The organism is Algorimicrobium algoritergicola (assembly GCF_008086165.1).
GTDB classification, from domain to species: Bacteria; Bacteroidota; Bacteroidia; order Flavobacteriales; family Flavobacteriaceae; genus Algorimicrobium; species Algorimicrobium algoritergicola.
The window spans coordinates 66,203-84,852 of sequence record NZ_VSKL01000006.1; the positions used below are offsets into that span (position 1 = coordinate 66,203).

The window sequence follows — 18,650 nt, forward strand, 5'->3', positions numbered from 1 at the left end:
AAAAATCCGAAGGGTTTCTTCGGATTTTTCTTATAAATATACTGTAATCAGTTCTTAATCATTCACTAATACCCAATCACCTTTGGCTATAAGTGGTTCAGCTTGTTTGAATTTCACTGTTTTATTTTCACCGCTCATCACGTGTTTGATAGTAACCTTGTCATTACGACCAATTTTTGGGCTATCGCGAACAATTGTTTCTACCACTTCAGGTTGACGTTGTGTGTTTCCGGTAGATCGATTTTGAGCAGAACGTTCATCTAAATTCTGAATTTCTTCTTTTTGGGTTTGAAGATTTTCTTTTTTATTAGATTGACGCGCTTCTTGAATAGCATCGGTTGTTTCTTGTGGTAATTCCCCTTTAAATAAAAATGAAATTACATCTTTATTTACTTTATCAATCATGCCTTTGAATAACTCAAATGCTTCAAATTTATAAATTAATAAGGGATCTTTTTGCTCATGAACCGCTAATTGAACGGATTGTTTTAACTCATCCATTTTACGTAAATGCGTTTTCCACGAGTCGTCAACAATGGCTAATGTGATGTTTTTCTCAAAGTCATTAATCAATTGTTTACCATTGGTTTCATAGGCTTTTTCAAGGTCTGTTACCACCTGAATACTTTTTACGCCATCGGTAAATGGTACTACAATACGCTTAAATTTATCACGTTGCGTTTCGTATACATTTTTAATAACCGGAAATGCTAATTCGGCATTGCGTTCCATTTTAGAACGGTAATGTTCAAAAGCCGCTTTATAAATTTTACCCGCTAAATCTTGGACGCTTAATTTTCCAAATTCTGCTTCCGTAACAGGCGAACTCATGGAGAAGTACCTAATCAGTTCAAACTCCAGGTTCTTATAGTCGTTAGCTGCTTTATTCGTTTCTGCAATACCTTCAGAGGTATCATAAATCATGTTTGCTAAATCCACGCGTAAACGCTCACCATGTAAGGCGTGGTGACGACGTTTGTAAACTACTTCACGTTGAGAGTTCATCACATCATCATATTCTAATAAACGCTTACGAACACCAAAGTTATTTTCCTCTACTTTTTTCTGTGCACGCTCAATAGATTTTGAAATCATAGAATGCTGAATCACTTCACCTTCTTCTAACCCCATTCTATCCATCATTTTGGCAATACGTTCACTACCAAAAAGACGCATTAAATTATCTTCTAATGACACATAAAATTGTGAGCTTCCTGGATCTCCTTGACGACCAGCACGACCACGTAACTGACGGTCCACACGACGTGAATCGTGACGTTCCGTACCTACAATAGCTAAACCACCTGCTTGTTTAACCGCTTCAGACAATTTAATATCCGTACCACGACCAGCCATGTTGGTTGCAATTGTTACTTGACCTGGTTGACCAGCTTCCGCAACAATATCGGCTTCTTTTTTATGAAGTTTCGCGTTTAATACATTATGAGGTACTTTTCTAATAGAAAGCATTTTTCCTAATAACTCACTAATCTCTACATTGGTTGTACCAATTAGAATTGGACGACCAGCTTCCGAAAGTTTTGTTACTTCATCAATAACCGCGTTGTATTTTTCACGCTTGGTTTTATACACTAAATCTTGGCGATCATCACGTGCAATTGGTCTATTGGTTGGAATTTCAACCACATCTAATTTATATATTTCCCAGAATTCACCTGCTTCCGTAACAGCGGTACCTGTCATACCTGATAACTTGCGGTACATTCTGAAATAATTTTGAAGTGTTACTGTTGCAAATGTTTGGGTAGCGTCTTCAATTTTTACATTTTCTTTTGCTTCAATCGCTTGGTGTAAACCGTCAGAATAACGACGCCCATCCATAATACGACCGGTTTGCTCATCCACAATCATCACTTTGTTTTCCATTACTACATATTGATTGTCTTTTTCAAACAAGGCATATGCTTTTAGCAATTGGTTTAAGGTGTGAATACGTTCTGATTTAATACCGTAATCTCTGAATAAATCTTCCTTTAAATTGGCTTCCTCTTCCGATGATAAATTTTGATTTTCAATTTTAGAAATTTCAATACCTATTTCTGGCATGACGAAGAAATTCGGATCATCTTCACCCGATAGGAATTCAATTCCCTTATCGGTTAATTCAATCTGATTATTTTTTTCTTCAATAACGTAGTACAATTCCGCGTCAATTTTTGGCATTTCGCGGTTATTGTCTTGCATGTAATGGTTTTCCGTTTTTTGAAGTAATTGTTTAATTCCGTCTTCACTTAAAAACTTAATTAATGCTTTATTTTTTGGAATACCTCTGTGTGCTCGTAGTAATTGGAAACCACCTTCTTTGGTGTCACCTTCTGCGATTAGTTTCTTTGCTTCCGCTAAAACACCTGTTAGGTATTTACGCTGTACGGAAACAATACTGTCTACTTTGGGCTTTAATTCTGTAAATTCATGACGATCACCTTGAGGAATAGGTCCTGAAATAATTAATGGTGTTCTAGCATCATCAATTAACACTGAATCGACCTCATCTACAATAGCATAATGGTGTGGGCGTTGCACTAAATCGTCAGGTGCATGCGCCATATTATCCCGTAAATAATCGAAACCAAATTCGTTATTTGTTCCGTAGGTAATATCTGCTAAATAGGCTTTTTTACGAGCCGCAGAATTTGGTTGGTGGTAATCAATACAATCCACACGCATCCCGTGGAATTCAAATATTGGTGCCATCCACGCGCTATCACGTTTGGCTAAGTAATCATTCACCGTTACTAAATGAACTCCTCTACCAGCAAGTGCATTTAAATACACCGGCAATGTAGCTACTAATGTTTTACCTTCACCTGTATGCATTTCGGCAATTTTACCTTGGTGCATGGCAATACCACCAATTAACTGGACATCATAATGAATCATGTCCCAAGTAATTGGTTTTCCTGCAGCATCCCAAGAATTTGCCCATACGGCTTGATTATCTTCAAGGGTTACATAATCCTTTTCACCTGAAATTTCACGGTCGAAAGTGTTTGCTGTAACAGGAATTGCTGTGTTATGAACAAAACGCTTCGCTGTTTCTTTAACCACAGCAAAGGCTTCGGGAAGGATGTCATTTAAAACATCTTCCGTAACCGCATAAATGGTATCCTTAATTTTGTCAATTTCTAAATAGATATCTTCACGTTGGTCAATATCTTCAGTTTCGTTGGCTTTTTTAAGAAGGTCTTCAATTTCTGTATTAAGCGGCTTTCTAGCTTCGGCTATTTTCTCTTTAAAGTAGGCTGTTTTAGCGCGTAAATCATCGTGAGATAATTGCTCTAGAGCAGCTTCGTATGTTTTAATTTTTTCAACTAGAGGCATGAGGGCTTTGACGTCTTGTTTCGACTTATCGCCAACAAATACCTTAAGGACTGAATCTAAAAAACTCATTTGTTAGGTGTTTAGGTTGTATTAGTACTACATACTAATATTAAATATGTGTTTGCTTTTTTGAATTACAAAAAAACGTTTTTTTGTTCGGTTATTTACGTATTAAAACATAAAAAAAGCCTCTAGGCGAGACTTTTTAAATTTTAATAGTATTAATATTCATCCTCATTCCAGAGGTAATCTTCGTCTGTTGGATAATCCGGCCAGATTTCTTGAATAGACTCATAGGAGTCACCTTCATCTTCAATAGATTGTAAGTTTTCAACAACTTCTAATGGCGCTCCTGTTCTAATTGAATAGTCAATAAGTTCGTCTTTCGTCGCTGGCCAAGGCGCATCACTTAAATAGGATGCTAATTCTAATGTCCAATACATTTGTAATGTGTTTTAATTTTTGCAAAAATAAATTTTTAGTTTAAATACACAAGAAAAAAATCAATTAATTACACTTTATTTATAAGAACGTGCCTTTAATGGTTTATTTTAAACCACTTACAGGTTTATGCTGTGCTATTTTGACGTGTTTACTGTTTTTCAGGAATCCACTTCACTTCATTTGCGTTTAAGTCAAAGGACAACTTTCGTGCCAACACAAAAAGATAGTCAGATAAACGGTTTAAATAGGTCATTGCCAAGGGGTCAATCGGGTCGAAATCGTTTAAAGCAGACGCTAAACGTTCCGCACGACGGCATACACAGCGTGCTATGTGACAGAATGACACGGTTTGATGCCCGCCCGGTAATACAAAATGTGTCATAGGTGGCAAGGCTGTATTCATGCTGTCAATTTCTTGTTCGAGGCGTTCAATATTTTCTTCGGAAATTTTAGGAATATTTAAACGCTCCTTTCCATTTTTTAATATGGCTTTTTCCGGGTCGGTAGCTAAAATAGCGCCTACCGTGAATAAGCGATCTTGAATATGTATGAGCAATTCTTTATAATGTGTGTTGATGTCTTGATCGCGTATGAGTCCTAAATGCGAGTTTAATTCATCAACGGTTCCGTAGCTGTCTATACGGATATGGTGCTTGGGAACACGCGTACCACCGAATAATGCGGTTGTACCTTTATCGCCTGTTTTGGTGTAAATTTTCATAGGAATTGTTTGTTATTCAAAGTTAATGGTTCTGTGGGATTGGACAAAATTATGGGTTGTTTATTTTCTCTTGCGGAGGCGCGGAGGCGTGAAGTTGTTAGTTGTGGAGTTGATGCGTTAATGCGTAAATGAGGATTTAAGTTAATGAGTTAATGAGTTATTGAGTTGTGAAGTTGTGGAGTTGTTAGTTGTGGAGTTGTTTAGTTCTGAACCCATTTATTCTAGAGATTGCGTTTGGAAATTTTAAGACACGAATTTCACGGATTAACACTAATCGGTGTGGAAAGATTCGCGGCCTATTACACGGAGTTGCACGGGAGATTTTCACAGATATGCGGAGTTGTGGAGTTAATGCATTATTGGGTTAATGAGTTAATGAGGTTTGAGATGTGGAGTTGTTTGTTGTTGAGTTGCGGAGGTCTGAACCCATTTATTCTAGAGATTGCGTTTGGAAATTTTAAGACACGAATTTCACGGATTAACACTAATTGGTGTGGAAAGATTCGCGGCCTATTACACGGAGTTGCACGGGAGATTTTCACAGATATGCGCAGAGGTGCGGAGTTGTGGAGGTCTTTGTTGTTAAGTTGATAAAAACAAACCCTCCGTCTAGATCTCCTATGGTCGATCTAGCCACCTCCCTTCAACTGAAGAGAGGAGCTGAATAGAGTTGGTTTTGTAATACTATATTCGGATGGTGAAATGTTCCTTGCCTTGTTCTTTACGGAAAAATACAAAGCCCCAGAAAAAGGTGTCGATGGTAACGGATACTTGCGGGTGTTGTTTGATGATTTCCCAAGCTTGGGTCATGCCTTCGGACCAATAAATATCATCGAAAATAAAGATGGTGTCGTTGTGGGCTGATGGGAGAAGGGTTTCAAAATATGCTATTGTGGCTTCTTTGGTATGGTTGCCATCAAAAAAGACCAGATCCCAAGGCTGCTGGTTTCCTTTATTGAGATGCTGGCTGAAATGGCCTGTTAGGAATTGGATGTTTTTATAATCTGCTAACGCCGTTTGTGTGAACTTGGAGCAATTTGGACAGCCTTCAATCGTCGTGATTTTTGCTTGTGGATGTCCCAAATGCATGGCTTGTGTGGCAATGCCTAAAGATGTGCCCAACTCCAAAATATGTTCTGGTTGGACATACTGGGTTAAGCGATACCCTAATTTGGCGCGCTTTAAAGGTGTGCCAGACGTTTTGGCTATTTCTGAAATGCGTCTTTCCTTCGTGTTGGTTTTTTTAGAGCCCGATCCTAAATCCGTTATGGTAATGACTTCCTTATTGCTCCGGAGATTTTGTCTGTATGTTTTTAAATCCTTGTAAGCCGGATAGGTTGTTTTGTTATAAAAGCATTTTGTGATGAGGTTGTACACAAACGGGGAGTGGACACCGTGTTGGTTGCTGGATTTTGAAAGGAATTGTATGTATTTCTTTTGTTGGTACACGTTTTTAGTGTTCAGTGTTCAGTGTTCGGTTTTTGGTAGTTGTTCTCGATACATCCCTCCTTGCGGTGGGACACTCGAACTGACGGGTTCCGAGTAAAAGGTTCAAGGTTATTAAGTTATTAAGTAAACCGTTACATAAAACATTAAAGTCATATAACTATTTGTTTGTTTAAGTCACTGGAAACTGCGACTGTAAACTATTCTTACTCTTCTAGCTTTGAACTTAACTCAAACCAGCGCATTTCTTTTTCATCAATTTCATCTAGAACCTTTTGTAATTTTTCAGACAAGGTATTGATTTCGTCTGGTGACAAGTCTGGGTTTAGGAATTCTTTTTCCATGGTCTGCTTGTTGTGTTCTAGACTGCTTATTTTACTTTCAATGTTTTTGTATTCCTTTTGCTCGTTGTAGGTTAACTTGGTATTATTATCCTTTTTCCAGTTTTTCTTTTCCTTTTTATCATCCTCTTTGGATTCTGGTTCTTGGCTGTCTTCATAAGTCCTGAAGTCGGAGTAATTCCCCGGGAAATCTTCCACAACCCCTTCGCCACGAAATATTAATAAGTGATCGACAATTTTATCCATAAAATACCTGTCGTGAGAGACCACCATTAAACAACCTGGGAAATCTAATAGAAAGCTTTCAAGGACATTTAGGGTTACAATATCTAAATCGTTTGTTGGCTCATCCAGAATTAAAAAGTTTGGATTCTGAATCAATACGGTACATAAATACAATCGTTTACGTTCACCACCACTTAATTTCTCTACAAAGTCATATTGCTTTTTTCGACTGAATAAAAAGCGCTCCAGCAATTGACCTGCACTAATTTGACTTCCTTTTTTAAGGGGAATATACTCGCCGTATTCTTTAATCACATCAATTACCTTTTGATTGGGTTTGATGTTAATACCTGCTTGGGTATAATAGCCGAATTTCACGGTTTCACCAATAACCACTTTACCAGCGTCTGGTTGGTGTAATTGGGTAATGATATTTAAAAAGGTGGATTTACCTGTTCCATTCTTACCAATAATGCCAATGCGTTCCCCTTTTTTAAAGGTGTATTCAAAGTTGTCTAGAATGGTTTTGTCTTTAAAACTTTTACTAATTTTATGAAGCTCTAATATCTTGCTGCCAAGGCGTTCCATATTCAATTCTAACTGGATTTGATGGTCTTGACGTCTTTGATTGGCACGGTGTTTAATATCGTGAAAATCGTCTATTCGCGATTTGGATTTTGTAGTACGTGCTTTGGGTTGCTTGCGCATCCAATCCAATTCTTTTTTAAAGAGTTGCTTGGCTTTTCCTGTTTCAGTCGCTTCATTTTCAATACGTGCTTCGCGCTTCTCTAGATAGTACGAATAGTTTCCTTTATAGGTGTGTAATTGCCCATGGTCCAACTCAATGATTTCATTACACACACGCTCTAGAAAATACCTGTCGTGTGTTACCATGAAGAGTGTAATTTGTTCTTTGGCAAAGAAATCTTCTAGCCACTCAATCATTTCTAAATCTAAATGGTTGGTAGGCTCATCTAAAATTAATAAGTCTGGTTTTTTAAGTAAGGCGTTGGCCAATGCCAAGCGTTTTTTCTGCCCCCCCGATAAGGCACTCACTTTCTGATTGAGGTTATCTAGTTTTAATTGGGATAAAATAAGCTTATACTGGGTTTCAAAATCCCAAGCCTGATGGCTATCCATTAGCTCGAAGGCTTTTTGGTAGGCTTCGGCATCATCCGGATTCTCCAAGGCTTTCTCGTAATCCTTAATAACCTCTAAAATGGGGTTGGAGGTATCAAAAATGGCTTCTTCCACCGTAAGGTCCTGATTGAGTTCGGGGTCTTGAGACAGGACGGCAACCGTAATGTCTTTTCGGTAGATGATTTGACCCGAATCGGCTGTATCTTTTCCAGCTAACATATTTAAAATAGAGGTCTTTCCCGTTCCATTTTTAGCCACAAAGGCAATTTTCTGATCTTTATGGATGCTAAAGGACAGGTTTTCGAATAGCGTTAATTCGCCATAAGATTTCGATATATTTTCAACAGTAAGGTAGTTCAACGTCTATTTTTTTGCAAAGAACGTAAATAATTCAAAATTTATACGATAAGTTTTGATATTCCTACTGAAAAGCTATATTTGTGAAGAAACTTGCACCCTCAACATGAAGCATTTATATGTTATTATACTTGGTTTAATCGCCTTGCTATCTGTGTCTTGTATACCCAATAAAGAGTTGGTTTACCTACAAAATAAAGGTACCGCTACCGATACGACCCAAGTTATTACTGAAAAACAGAAACCCTATCGCGTACAAATTAATGATATTTTGAATATCCGTGTGAAAGCGATGGATCAAACAAACATTCAAATGTTTAACCCTTCCGGTGAACAAGATTTAAACGCGTCTGGGGATCAGCGCGCCTTTTTTGATGGGTTTACCGTGGATTTACATGGGAATATTCGGATTCCTATTCTAGGCGAAGTGAACGTGTTAGGTTATACCACGGAAGAGATAGAAAAATTATTGGAAACTAAACTATTGGAAGAAGAACTTAAGGAAACCTCTAATATCTTTGTGACTGTGAAGTTAACAGGCCTGCGATTTACCGTTACTGGTGAAGTGGGGAGTACGGGAACGCAAACCTTGTATCAGCCCCGAGTTAATATTTTTGAAGCACTTGCCAATGCTGGAGATGTGACAGTCACTGGAGACCGAAAGGATGTGACTATTATCAGGCAGTACCCTCAAGGGCAGCAAATTCACCATTTGAATTTATTGGATATCAGCGTGATGGATTCTCCGTATTATTATATTCAAATGAATGATATTATTTATGTAAAGCCCTTGAAACAAAAATCATGGGGAACCGGTGTGACAGGTTTACAAACATTTGGGACAATTATAACCGTAGTTTCATTTGTAACCACTACTATCTTACTTATAGACAGGCTTTAAATTATGGCAGAATACGATTATGACGATATGGATTCAGGCGAAGGCGGGAGTATTAATTTCGACTTTAAGGGGTATCTATTTAAAATTCTAAATCTTTGGAAATTTGTACTCGCCTGTATTGGTGTGGCTCTGATTATTGCCTATTTCATCAATGTCCGGAAACAGAATGTTTATAAGCTTGAATCGCTTATTTCTGTAGAAAACGATCAGAACCCTTTTTTTACTGCTAATACCAGTATTTCTTTTAATTGGGGTGGTGTGTCTGGGAAAATGGGGAAAACCATTACCACGTTACAAACCCGAACCCACAACGAAAAGGTCGTGGATTCGTTAAAGTCCTATATGAACTATTTTAAAGAAGGTAAATACCGTAAAATAGATATTTATAAACAAGCCCCTTTTGTGTTTACTCCTGATTTAGCGCAACCACAATTGTTAGGGCACTTTATTGGCATTCGGTTTTTATCAGATTCTTCATTTGAAGTATTTACGGCATTTGAATCGGAGCGGGGTTCTGGACAGCGTTATGACACTAAAGAGCGGCTACCTGTTTCATTACCTTTAGGGCCATTTCAAAAGGAATTTGCATTAGGAGAGGTGGTTAATTTGCCCTTTTTTCATGGTGTTGTGACCTTGCGACCTGACCGAACGATTAAAACTGGACACGAATTTTTTATGCAGTTTAGTAATTTTGATGGAATTGTTAATAGCTATAAACACGGTATTGGGGTCAGTCCCTTTAGTAGTGCTTCTGCTTCTGTGTTGCGTTTGAGTTTAGCTGGGAATAACAAGTCTAAAATTGTAGACTACCTGAATACCACCGCTATTATTTTGAGTGAAACGGAACTGGAACGCAAAAACCTGTATGCCACCAATACGATAAAATTTATTGATAGTAGTTTGAATGCGGTTAATACCAATTTAAAAGACTTTGCAGATGAGATGAATACCTTCCGGAAGCAAAATAAGGTATTTGATGTTTCTACAGAAATGGCTGATATCTCCAGTAAACTGAAGGATTTGGAGATGCAAAAAGAAACAGAAATTAGCAAACTCAATTATTTAGACGCTTTAGAGAACTACCTTCAAACGAAGACCGATTATACCAGTATTGCCGCACCATCCTCTGTTGGTATTGAAGAAGGTAATATACAGAGTAGTGTTTCTAAAATAACGGCTTTGGCGATTGAACGTCAAGGCTATGAGTATACCACCCGTGAGAGTTCGACTATTTTTAAAGATTTAGATCGGAAAATTGACGCTGAAAAGAATGTGCTTTTAGAAACTATTAGGGCTACGAAAAGTACCATTCGGATTCTGATGAATAGTCTCAATACCAACATTGCTAATTTAGAAGCCAAATTGAGTGGTTTACCCGAAGATCAGCAAGCGTTTTTAAAGATTCAGCGTAAGTTGGATATTAGTCAGGAAGCCTATAATTTGTATATGGATAAGCGGAGTGAGGCCGCTATTGTGAAGGCTGCCAACATATCTGATATTAGTATTATTGATGAAGCCAAGGATATAGGGGGTGGACTGATTGGTCCTAATAAATCCTTGAATTATATGATGGGTTTGATGCTGGGATTCTTTATTCCGATGTTTCTGATATTCGTCATCTTTTTATTGGATCATACCATTCATGGGTCTGATGAGGTGGAGCGCCTGTCAAAAATTCCTATTTTGGGATTAATTGGAAAATACCGCTACCATAATAATTTGGTAGTATTTGAAAAGCCTAAATCGGCTGTAGCGGAATCCTTCCGGTCTATACGGTCTAGTTTGCAATTTATTCTCAATAAGAACCCGAAGGACGGTGGTCGAACCATAATGATTACCTCTTCCGTGAGTGGTGAAGGAAAAACGTTTTGTTCCATAAACATAGCCACGGTATATGCTTTGAGTGGGAAGAAAACCATTCTATTAGGGCTGGATTTACGGAAACCTAAAATATTTGACGATTTCAATTTGACTAATGATACGGGGATGGTGAATTATTTTATTGGTGAATCGGATTTTGCTTCGGTTGTTAATCATACACATATTGAAAATCTAGATGTGGTTCCTGCAGGGCCTATCCCTCCAAACCCCTCCGAATTATTGATGAGTGGGAATATGGAGACACTGATTGCAGAACTCCGTCAAACTTATGATATTATTGTGTTAGATACGCCCCCTTTAGGCTTGGTGACCGATGCTTTGGAATTGGTAAAATATGCCGATACGTCTATATTTATGGTGCGTTTGGACTATACTAAAAAAGGGATGCTCCAATTGATTAACGCCAAATATCGTGGTGGTGAAATTAAGAATATCAACTTCGTCTTGAACTTCTATAAGCATAAAACCAATCATAATTACGGTTATGGCTACGGTTATGGCTATGGTTATGGCTATGGTGTTTACGGGAATGCTTACCATGACGATGATAAAAAAGGAATACTTGGTCGGGTTAGGCAGTTTTTGAAACGGATTTGATGAGGTGTGAGGTTTGAGGTGTTAGTTGTGGCGTTGTGGAGGTGCAGAGTTGCAAAGTTGCAAAGTTGCAGAGTTGCAGAGTTGCAGAGTTGCAGAGTTGCAGAGTAGCAGAGTTGCAGAGTTGCATAGTTTCAGAGTTGTGGAGTAGCAGAGTTGCAGAGTTACAGAGTTACAGCGTTACAAAGAGGCAGAGTTGCAAAAGTTTGATTAGGATACGCGTTACAGCGATAATTAAAGAATAAATCAATGAAGAAACATCAAATTACTATTGTAGGATTGGGTTATGTGGGTTTGCCATTGGCTGTTGAATTTGCCAAGAAATATGCCGTAACGGGTTTTGATATTTATAGCAAGCGCATTCAGGAGTTGCGTTCTGGGAAAGACCGAACGTTGGAAGTTACGCCATCTGAATTGGAAGCCGTATTAACGGATACCTTGGGTGATACGGGTTTATATGTTACAGATGATGTTGACGCTTTGGCAGATTCTAATATCTATATTATTACCGTACCAACGCCTACAGACTCCTTGAATAAGCCCGTTTTTACACCTTTGATTAAAGCCAGTGAAGCTATTGGAAAGGTTCTGAAGAAAGGGGATATTGTTATTTATGAATCGACTGTTTATCCTGGTGTTACCGAAGATATTTGTGTGCCTATTTTGGCTTCTGTTTCTGGACTGACCTTTAATGAAGATTTCTATGCCGGTTATTCACCTGAACGTATTAATCCGGGTGATAAAAAACATACCGTAACTAAAATATTGAAAGTTACTTCTGGTTCTACGCCAGAAATAGCCACCGTAGTTGATGATTTATACCGCTCTATTATTACGGCGGGCACCCATAAAGCCCCTTCGATTAAAGTGGCAGAGGCAGCCAAAGTTATTGAAAACTCGCAACGTGATATAAATATTGCCTTTGTGAATGAGTTGTCAAAAATCTTCCGCTTATTAGACATTGATACGAAAGCGGTATTAGAGGCCGCCGGTACGAAATGGAATTTTATTAAGTTCACCCCTGGTTTGGTTGGTGGGCACTGTATAGGTGTAGACCCGTATTATTTGGCGCAAAAAGCTATTGAAAGTGGTTATAACCCTGAAATTATATTGGCAGGCCGTAAAATGAATGACAGTATGGGTGGTTATGTGGCTACCGAAACTGTTAAAATGATGATTAAAAAAGGTGCGACTATCAAAGGGTCCAATGTACTTGTTTTAGGCATCACCTTTAAGGAGAACTGTCCGGATATCCGAAATTCTCGTGCTATAGATATTATCCGAGAATTTGAAACTTATCACGTGAATGTTACTGTTTTTGATCCTTGGGCTTCGGCTGAAGAAGTGCATCATGAATATGGTTTGAACTTGATTTCTCAAGCTGCTGATTTGACCGGAAATTATGACGGGATTGTATTAGCCGTTTCGCATAACGAATTTTTAACGCTTGATGTTATGGCTTTGAAAGGTGTGAATGGTGTTGTATTTGATGTGAAATCGTTATTGCCCAAGGAGCAGGCGGATGGGCGTTTGTAGTTAGACGTTGAGTTGTGAGTTGTGAGTTGTGAGTTGTGGAGTTGTTTAGTTCATAAATTTCTGGAGGGGACTTCTTTAGTGTTTTTAAATTTTCATTGATACATGTTCATTTTTTATTCAATTGCTTATTTTAATATAAGGTTTCATGATATGCTTCGCAGTTTCATTGATAAAAAAACGAACCAAAAAAATCTAGGCTGATTTTAGTAGCCTTGAAAACTGCATCAAAGCCTTACCTTGCGGATGGCAACCGCTGCGCTAGGCCATCCTCCGCTGCCTTATGCGGCGGCTTTTATTAGTTTTACTACGGCATCGAAAAGTAGGCCGTTTGTCAGTTTTATTACATTCTTTTCAACTTTTAAACTATGGCTTATTGTTTAGGTAAGACCTTTTGAAGGTTAACTATTTTTGACTTTCAGTTAAATACGTATTTATTATGTTCATTTTATTCGCTCATGCTTATTTTCTAGTGGAACTCATGATGTGCTTCGCAGTTATTCGTGCGTTTATATTTTTTATTGGAACTCATGATGTGCTTCGCAGTTATTCGTGCGTTTATATTTTTTATTGGAACTCATGATGTACTTCGCAGTTATTCGCTCATGCTTATTTTCTAGTGGTACTCATGATGTGCTTCGCAGTGCACTGCGTGACGTTCGCTTTTTTCTTTAAGTTAACTTGGATTGTAAAATTACTTTGATTTATAACTTTTTAGAGTTGCATTATTTATAATATTATGTTCATTTTATTCGCTCATGCTTATTTTCTAGTGGAACTCATGATGTGCTTCGCAGTTATTCGTGCGTTTATATTTTTTATTGGTACTTATGATGTGCTGCGCAGTTGCCTTGATGCAAAACGAACCAAAAAATCAAAACCGTTTTTAGGAAATCACTGCGTGACGCAAGCTTTTTTTCTTAAGATCATTATGGAATGTGAATTGTATTTTGTTCATAACTCCCTTTTTATTTGATGGTTTAGTTTATTTTGTAGCTTGCTATTTCTGAAAACGGTTGGGCTATTGGTTTAGCTATTAGCGTTTTATTTGCAATTATTGCTTGCTATTTTTTTCATTCTTTTGTACTCACCACACTTGTTTATTTTATTTTTAGTGTTATTAAATTTTCATTGATACATGTTCATTTTTTATTCAATTGCTTATTTTAATTTAAGGTTTCATGATATGCTTCGCAGTTTCATTGATAAAAAAACGAACCAAAAAAATCTAGGCTGATTTTCGTTGTCTTGAAAACTTCATAAAATCTATGCCTGCGGTGACAATCGCTGCGCTAGGCCATCCTCTACTGCCTTATGCGGCGGCTTTTATTGGTTTTACTACACTAATTAAAAGTAGGCCTTGATAGATGAGAAACTCTGAATGACACTGGTTTTTTTTACAACTATTTACGGGATTTAAGGGTAACAAATTCATCTCTCTGTGTATATACCTCTGAAAGCGGTTCCCGAAAAGCTAACAGAGTAGGGGTCATAAAACACATTATATCATGAATAACTTAAACAATTTAAAATCAAAGCTTCAGCAGATGAAAGGCCGGTATTTATATCTGGCTCTCATTTTATTGGTTACAGGTGGCCTTCAGGCACAAAACTGCTTACCAAGCCCTAACAGCCCCACTGCTAGAGAGATTCATTTCAATTACTACAACACAAACGCTATTGGCTTGTCCACGTCTACAATTATTGAATCTGCAGGTGGTCCGAATTATACTGTGAATGTATATACCTTTACCATACCTTATTTTCAAAATCAGTTGCAAACAGATTTGCGTTTCAGAAATCAGGTGAATACATGTTCTTGGAACGCTGGCAGTTCCCCTTGCGGAAGTAAAGCTGTTACCGTATACAATTCACATTCTGGCGGGAGTTTGCTAGGAAGTCAACCCAATCAAGTAGATATTTACGGCCATAATTTTCCAGTAGGTGTCCGAAACATTCGTGTAGAAGCCAGTTGTGGTGGTCAGGTTTACCAAACACGCTACTACCGTTTTATTGTACAAAAAGAAGCAACAGCTTCTGTGAATTTGGATGTGAATGCCTATTGTCAAAAAAACAAACAAGGTCAGAACTCCGGTTATATTGGTTTTAAAGCATCGGGAACCCACGGCAATTCTTCCAAACTTTATTTCCGGGTAGTTCCTCCAAATGGCAGTAACTGTAGTTCTTCTGATATTGCTCTTACTAACTCCAGTTCTGGTTTTTTCAGTTGCAGTTCAAATGGTACCTACACCATTCAATTGCTATATAAAAGCACTGTTATAGGTGGCGGTTATATTACGCATGTTCTTAACAGCAATTATTACAGTTATAACAAAACCTTCAGAAGTTGTATGAATTTGGTTTCACCAATATACCAATTTTACACGTTGAAAACCACAGATACTGATTCATCAGGTATATCCATCTACCCCAATCCTGTAGTTAATCAGTTGGAATTGGCGTATACGTTAAAGACAGATGATGCCAAGGCTATCATCCACGATATGAACAGCAACCCGATTAAGAAGCTGTCCTTGGATGGGCAAAAAGGATCTTTAAGTATAGACGTTAGCGACTTGAAAAAAGGACTTTATTTTCTGACCATTATTGATGGCGATGATACCATTGTAAAAAAGATTGTTAAAAAATAGATTCCACCTTATAAAGCATGACCCCTTATAGTTATTATCTATAAGGGGTTTTTATTTGAAAAAAATTAAAGGTTCTAAAACAGTCCTCTGGACTTTTTACTAACACTTGGTTGCCCTTCAGCTTAAGGAAGGAGCCGGGAGCTGGAGGCTGGACGTTGGGTATAAAAAAGGAGCTGCCTGAAAAGACAGCTCCCGCATGGTAATCCATACTTCAGCTATAGAAACTAAAGTACCTCAATTAACTGCAGTGCATTATAGGCCCCATTATTTAAGGCATATTGCACACCATTGACTTCTTGAAAGAACGCTACTTTTAAAAAGTATAGCTCACTACCCGTACCAACGGGGACACCGGCAGGTGTCAACGTCACTGTTGTATTGGTATTGTCAATAGGTAAATTGGTTACAGGACTTAATTGTAAGTCCTTATCTTCCGTACCAAAATCCAGATTTAGAAATCCTGAATAGAAGCTGACATGCGTAGCACCTAGTGGAATTTCTAAATTTTGAGCAGGGGTAAAATCTGCTATTACAATTTCGCCAGTCGCCGTGGTTAGGTCTATATCTGACAATAACACCGCGCTCATGATGGCTCTGATATTGAAGTTAAACCCTTTTAAAGCTAACTGACCATCTGGGGTCGTGATTCCCACTGCCACGTTACGTTGACCACGAACGCTTGTTGTGTCCGCGTTTTTTACCCGTGTCATGACTTGTGTGAGTCTGGAAGTTACCAAGGCATCCTTGGCATCCACCAATAGGTCTAGGATGGCGCGACGCAGTACTTTACCACTCGTTGCGGCCATGCCGAATTCCGAACCATTTTCTCGGGTTCTAGCAAAAGCGGGATCCGTATTAATCCTTTTTTTGCTTACACCACCTTTGGTTCTGACTAAAAACCCTTCCTTGCCCTTGTAAAAGGTAAGATCGTCCAGGGTTCCTTCGATCTTGATTAAGCTTTTTAATTTTGCCATAATGTTTTGAATTTATGAGGACTTTTCATGGCGTCCTCTGTTATACAATTAATTTTAAGATTCCTTGTCTGTGCGCGCAAAACATCGGCCGCTGTTTTATATATCAGACTTGAAATCTGGATTAAATTTAGGGAAGGGTTGAAGTAGGTGTTTGTTATTTTTACCGAAGTTGATTTTTATTGCTGCTTGTTTCGCTTTACGCGTCTTTTTGCACGTAGGCGTCAATTTCTGCCATAACTACCTGTTTCTGCCAAAATATCTTTGGCATACAGTATCTATACAGTATCCATGGAGTATCCATACAGTATCCGTAAGGTTCCTTCTTTTCGGCAGGCAGGCCTTCCTTTGGCAGACAGGCGTGGTTTAAAATGAATAATGAAAAGTGAAAAGTGAAAAGTGAAAAGTGAAAAGTGAAAAGTGAAAAATGAGAAGTGCATAATGTAGCGTTTGAGGTTCCTAGCTTCGGCAGGGGGCTTCCTAAGGCAGGTAGGCCTATTTACTAAAATAGTTCACTGGACTACTTCTTAACGCTCGGTCGCCTCTTAAATTCAAACTCCCCTTTCTTTATCTCCGTTGCACTTCGATAAATTCATTCCCCTCTTTAGCTAAAGAAGGGAGCCTGGAATGTTATTATTTGTTCAGAATAGGCGGGCTAATAACTGCCTTTTATTTTTAAGTTATTTAAACTTTGATAATTGTTTAAGTTCTTATCTATTTTTGAAAACAAGCGCAAATGGCTCCGTCCTTTAGTTAAAGGGAGGTGGCTAGATCGACGGGAGGAGGTTTAGACGGCCGGTTTGTTTTTTCAAACTCCCCGATCAAACTTCGTTAACTTATTTTGCCTGCGCGCCAACTCGCCTTCCTCCGGCAGGCAGGCCCCTTTACTAAAATAGTCCACTGGACTATTTCTTAACGTTTGGTCGCCTCTTAAAATCAAACTCCCCTTTCTTTGATTTCGTTATCACTACATCAAATTCATTCCCCTCTTTATCTAAAGAGGGGAACTTGTTTGGTTATATTCTTTTGTGTTTATTCAAACTCCCCGTCCAAACTTCGTTTGTCCACCCCGCTTCAACTGAAGCGGGGAGCTAGATTGTTATTGTTTATTTAGAATAGGCGGGTTATGAACTACTTTCTATTTTTAAATTATATAAAATTTGATACTTGTGCAAAGTCTTATCTATTTTTGAGAACAAGCGCAAAATGGCTCCGCCCTTTAGTTAAAGGGAGGTGGCTAGACCGACGGCAGAAGGGCTAGACGGAGGGTTTGCTTTTCAAACTCCCTATAAAACGGCAGGCAGGCTCTTTCTTTATTTCCGCTGCACTTTGCTTTAAACACCTTGATCAAACTTTGTTTGCTCAAGTGTTTTAGGTCAAACTCCACTACCAAACTTCGTTTACTTATTTTTGCCTACGCGCCAGCTCGGCCCTTTACTAAAATAGTCCACTGGACTATTTCTTAACGCTCGGTCGCCTCTTAAACTAAAGAGCGGAGCCAAGATCTAGATAATTAATACGTTGGGTTAGGTGATGTGAATTCCTTAATTTAAGAACTATTTCCTTAATAAGTTTTTAAAACTCATGTTAGCGATTATTAAATTTATTAATATCTTTTTCACTAATTGAGCAATAAATTTTAGAGAAATCTATTAAACTAAAACCCATAGCTTCAATAATTGATATTAAAGTAATTGAATTTGGGTTTGATCTAGCATTGAATATATTGGAAACAGTCGCTTTTCTTATGTCTGCATTTAAAGCAATGGAGTTATAACTATCTCCTAAAAGGTCTTTTTTTATTACGTTTTTGTAATCGTTTTTCCTTTTTTCTAAAAGAATGTTTAAGCTAATAGCTATTTTGAATTTGATATTCTTTTCTAGTGCATCATCCATACATGCAATTAACTATTTCTATAATTATTTTAAGGTACGCTTTGACGTACCGAATTTTTGTATTATATTTGAATCTGTATTCCAATAATTTGAATACAAATAATTTTATATTTGCGATTCTTCAAATAACATATTGAAGCATTCGCTTAGAATCTCGTATCAGAAAACTGGTAATTTAAAGGAACGAGAGGATAAGTATGATGCTCA

11 protein-coding genes are annotated in these 18,650 nt (G+C 37.9%); 4 read left to right on the forward strand and 7 right to left on the reverse strand.

Annotation, left to right across the window (positions count from 1 at the left end; translation table 11 throughout):
* Positions 1-54: 54 nt before the first annotated feature.
* From secA to ES675_RS13665, 5 genes are all read right to left on the reverse strand, one after another.
* Positions 55-3,411 carry a preprotein translocase subunit SecA gene (secA, locus tag ES675_RS13645; protein WP_066250204.1) on the reverse strand — a complete coding sequence of 1,119 codons (3,357 nt, stop codon included), beginning with the start codon at positions 3,409-3,411 and terminating at the stop codon, positions 55-57.
* A gap of 152 nt (positions 3,412-3,563) precedes the next feature.
* Positions 3,564-3,785, reverse strand: a complete 222-nt coding sequence (locus tag ES675_RS13650; protein WP_008637498.1) for a DUF2795 domain-containing protein — start codon at positions 3,783-3,785, stop codon at positions 3,564-3,566.
* 149 nt (positions 3,786-3,934) lie between these two features.
* Positions 3,935-4,507: a cob(I)yrinic acid a,c-diamide adenosyltransferase gene (locus ES675_RS13655; RefSeq protein WP_066250207.1), complete on the reverse strand. Its 573-nt coding sequence runs from the start codon at positions 4,505-4,507 to the stop codon at positions 3,935-3,937.
* Positions 4,508-5,191: 684 nt separating this feature from the next.
* Positions 5,192-5,956 carry an O-methyltransferase gene (locus ES675_RS13660; RefSeq protein WP_066250217.1) on the reverse strand — a complete coding sequence of 255 codons (765 nt, stop codon included), beginning with the start codon at positions 5,954-5,956 and terminating at the stop codon, positions 5,192-5,194.
* 203 nt (positions 5,957-6,159) lie between these two features.
* The gene (locus ES675_RS13665) at positions 6,160-8,019 is read right to left on the reverse strand and encodes an ABC-F family ATP-binding cassette domain-containing protein (protein WP_066250221.1); all 1,860 of its coding nucleotides are present in this window, start codon (positions 8,017-8,019) and stop codon (positions 6,160-6,162) included.
* 103 nt (positions 8,020-8,122) lie between these two features.
* Here ES675_RS13665 and ES675_RS13670 point away from each other — a divergent pair, with 103 nt between their 5' ends.
* The 4 genes from ES675_RS13670 to ES675_RS13685 all read left to right on the forward strand — a co-directional run bounded on the left by ES675_RS13670 (position 8,123) and on the right by ES675_RS13685 (position 15,576).
* Entirely contained in the window at positions 8,123-8,917 is a 795-nt protein-coding gene (locus ES675_RS13670; protein WP_066250223.1) for a polysaccharide biosynthesis/export family protein, read from the forward strand.
* Positions 8,918-8,920: 3 nt separating this feature from the next.
* The gene (locus tag ES675_RS13675; protein WP_066250226.1) at positions 8,921-11,395 is read left to right on the forward strand and encodes an exopolysaccharide transport family protein; all 2,475 of its coding nucleotides are present in this window, start codon (positions 8,921-8,923) and stop codon (positions 11,393-11,395) included.
* A gap of 246 nt (positions 11,396-11,641) precedes the next feature.
* Positions 11,642-12,928 carry a nucleotide sugar dehydrogenase gene (locus tag ES675_RS13680; RefSeq protein ID WP_066250230.1) on the forward strand — a complete coding sequence of 429 codons (1,287 nt, stop codon included), beginning with the start codon at positions 11,642-11,644 and terminating at the stop codon, positions 12,926-12,928.
* A gap of 1,505 nt (positions 12,929-14,433) precedes the next feature.
* The gene (locus ES675_RS13685; RefSeq protein ID WP_066250237.1) at positions 14,434-15,576 is read left to right on the forward strand and encodes a T9SS type A sorting domain-containing protein; all 1,143 of its coding nucleotides are present in this window, start codon (positions 14,434-14,436) and stop codon (positions 15,574-15,576) included.
* A gap of 224 nt (positions 15,577-15,800) precedes the next feature.
* On the opposite strand, the gene ES675_RS13690 is transcribed toward ES675_RS13685, so the two are convergent.
* The gene (locus ES675_RS13690; protein WP_066250239.1) at positions 15,801-16,550 is read right to left on the reverse strand and encodes a hypothetical protein; all 750 of its coding nucleotides are present in this window, start codon (positions 16,548-16,550) and stop codon (positions 15,801-15,803) included.
* A gap of 1,584 nt (positions 16,551-18,134) precedes the next feature.
* Positions 18,135-18,443, reverse strand: a complete 309-nt coding sequence (locus ES675_RS13695) for a helix-turn-helix domain-containing protein (protein WP_066250244.1) — start codon at positions 18,441-18,443, stop codon at positions 18,135-18,137.
* Between the last annotated feature and the right edge of the window lie 207 nt (positions 18,444-18,650).

Bases quoted from the DNA above. Each gene is read 5' to 3' on its own strand.
- ES675_RS13685 (WP_066250237.1), top strand. From the start codon at position 14,434: ATGAATAACTTAAACAATTTAAAATCAAAGCTTCAGCAGATGAAAGGC.
- ES675_RS13695 (WP_066250244.1), bottom strand. From the start codon at position 18,443: ATGGATGATGCACTAGAAAAGAATATCAAATTCAAAATAGCTATTAGC.
- ES675_RS13690 (WP_066250239.1), bottom strand. From the start codon at position 16,550: ATGGCAAAATTAAAAAGCTTAATCAAGATCGAAGGAACCCTGGACGAT.
- ES675_RS13650 (WP_008637498.1), bottom strand. From the start codon at position 3,785: ATGTATTGGACATTAGAATTAGCATCCTATTTAAGTGATGCGCCTTGG.
- ES675_RS13655 (WP_066250207.1), bottom strand. From the start codon at position 4,507: ATGAAAATTTACACCAAAACAGGCGATAAAGGTACAACCGCATTATTC.
- ES675_RS13675 (WP_066250226.1), top strand. From the start codon at position 8,921: ATGGCAGAATACGATTATGACGATATGGATTCAGGCGAAGGCGGGAGT.
- ES675_RS13670 (WP_066250223.1), top strand. From the start codon at position 8,123: ATGAAGCATTTATATGTTATTATACTTGGTTTAATCGCCTTGCTATCT.
- ES675_RS13680 (WP_066250230.1), top strand. From the start codon at position 11,642: ATGAAGAAACATCAAATTACTATTGTAGGATTGGGTTATGTGGGTTTG.
- secA (WP_066250204.1), bottom strand. From the start codon at position 3,411: ATGAGTTTTTTAGATTCAGTCCTTAAGGTATTTGTTGGCGATAAGTCG.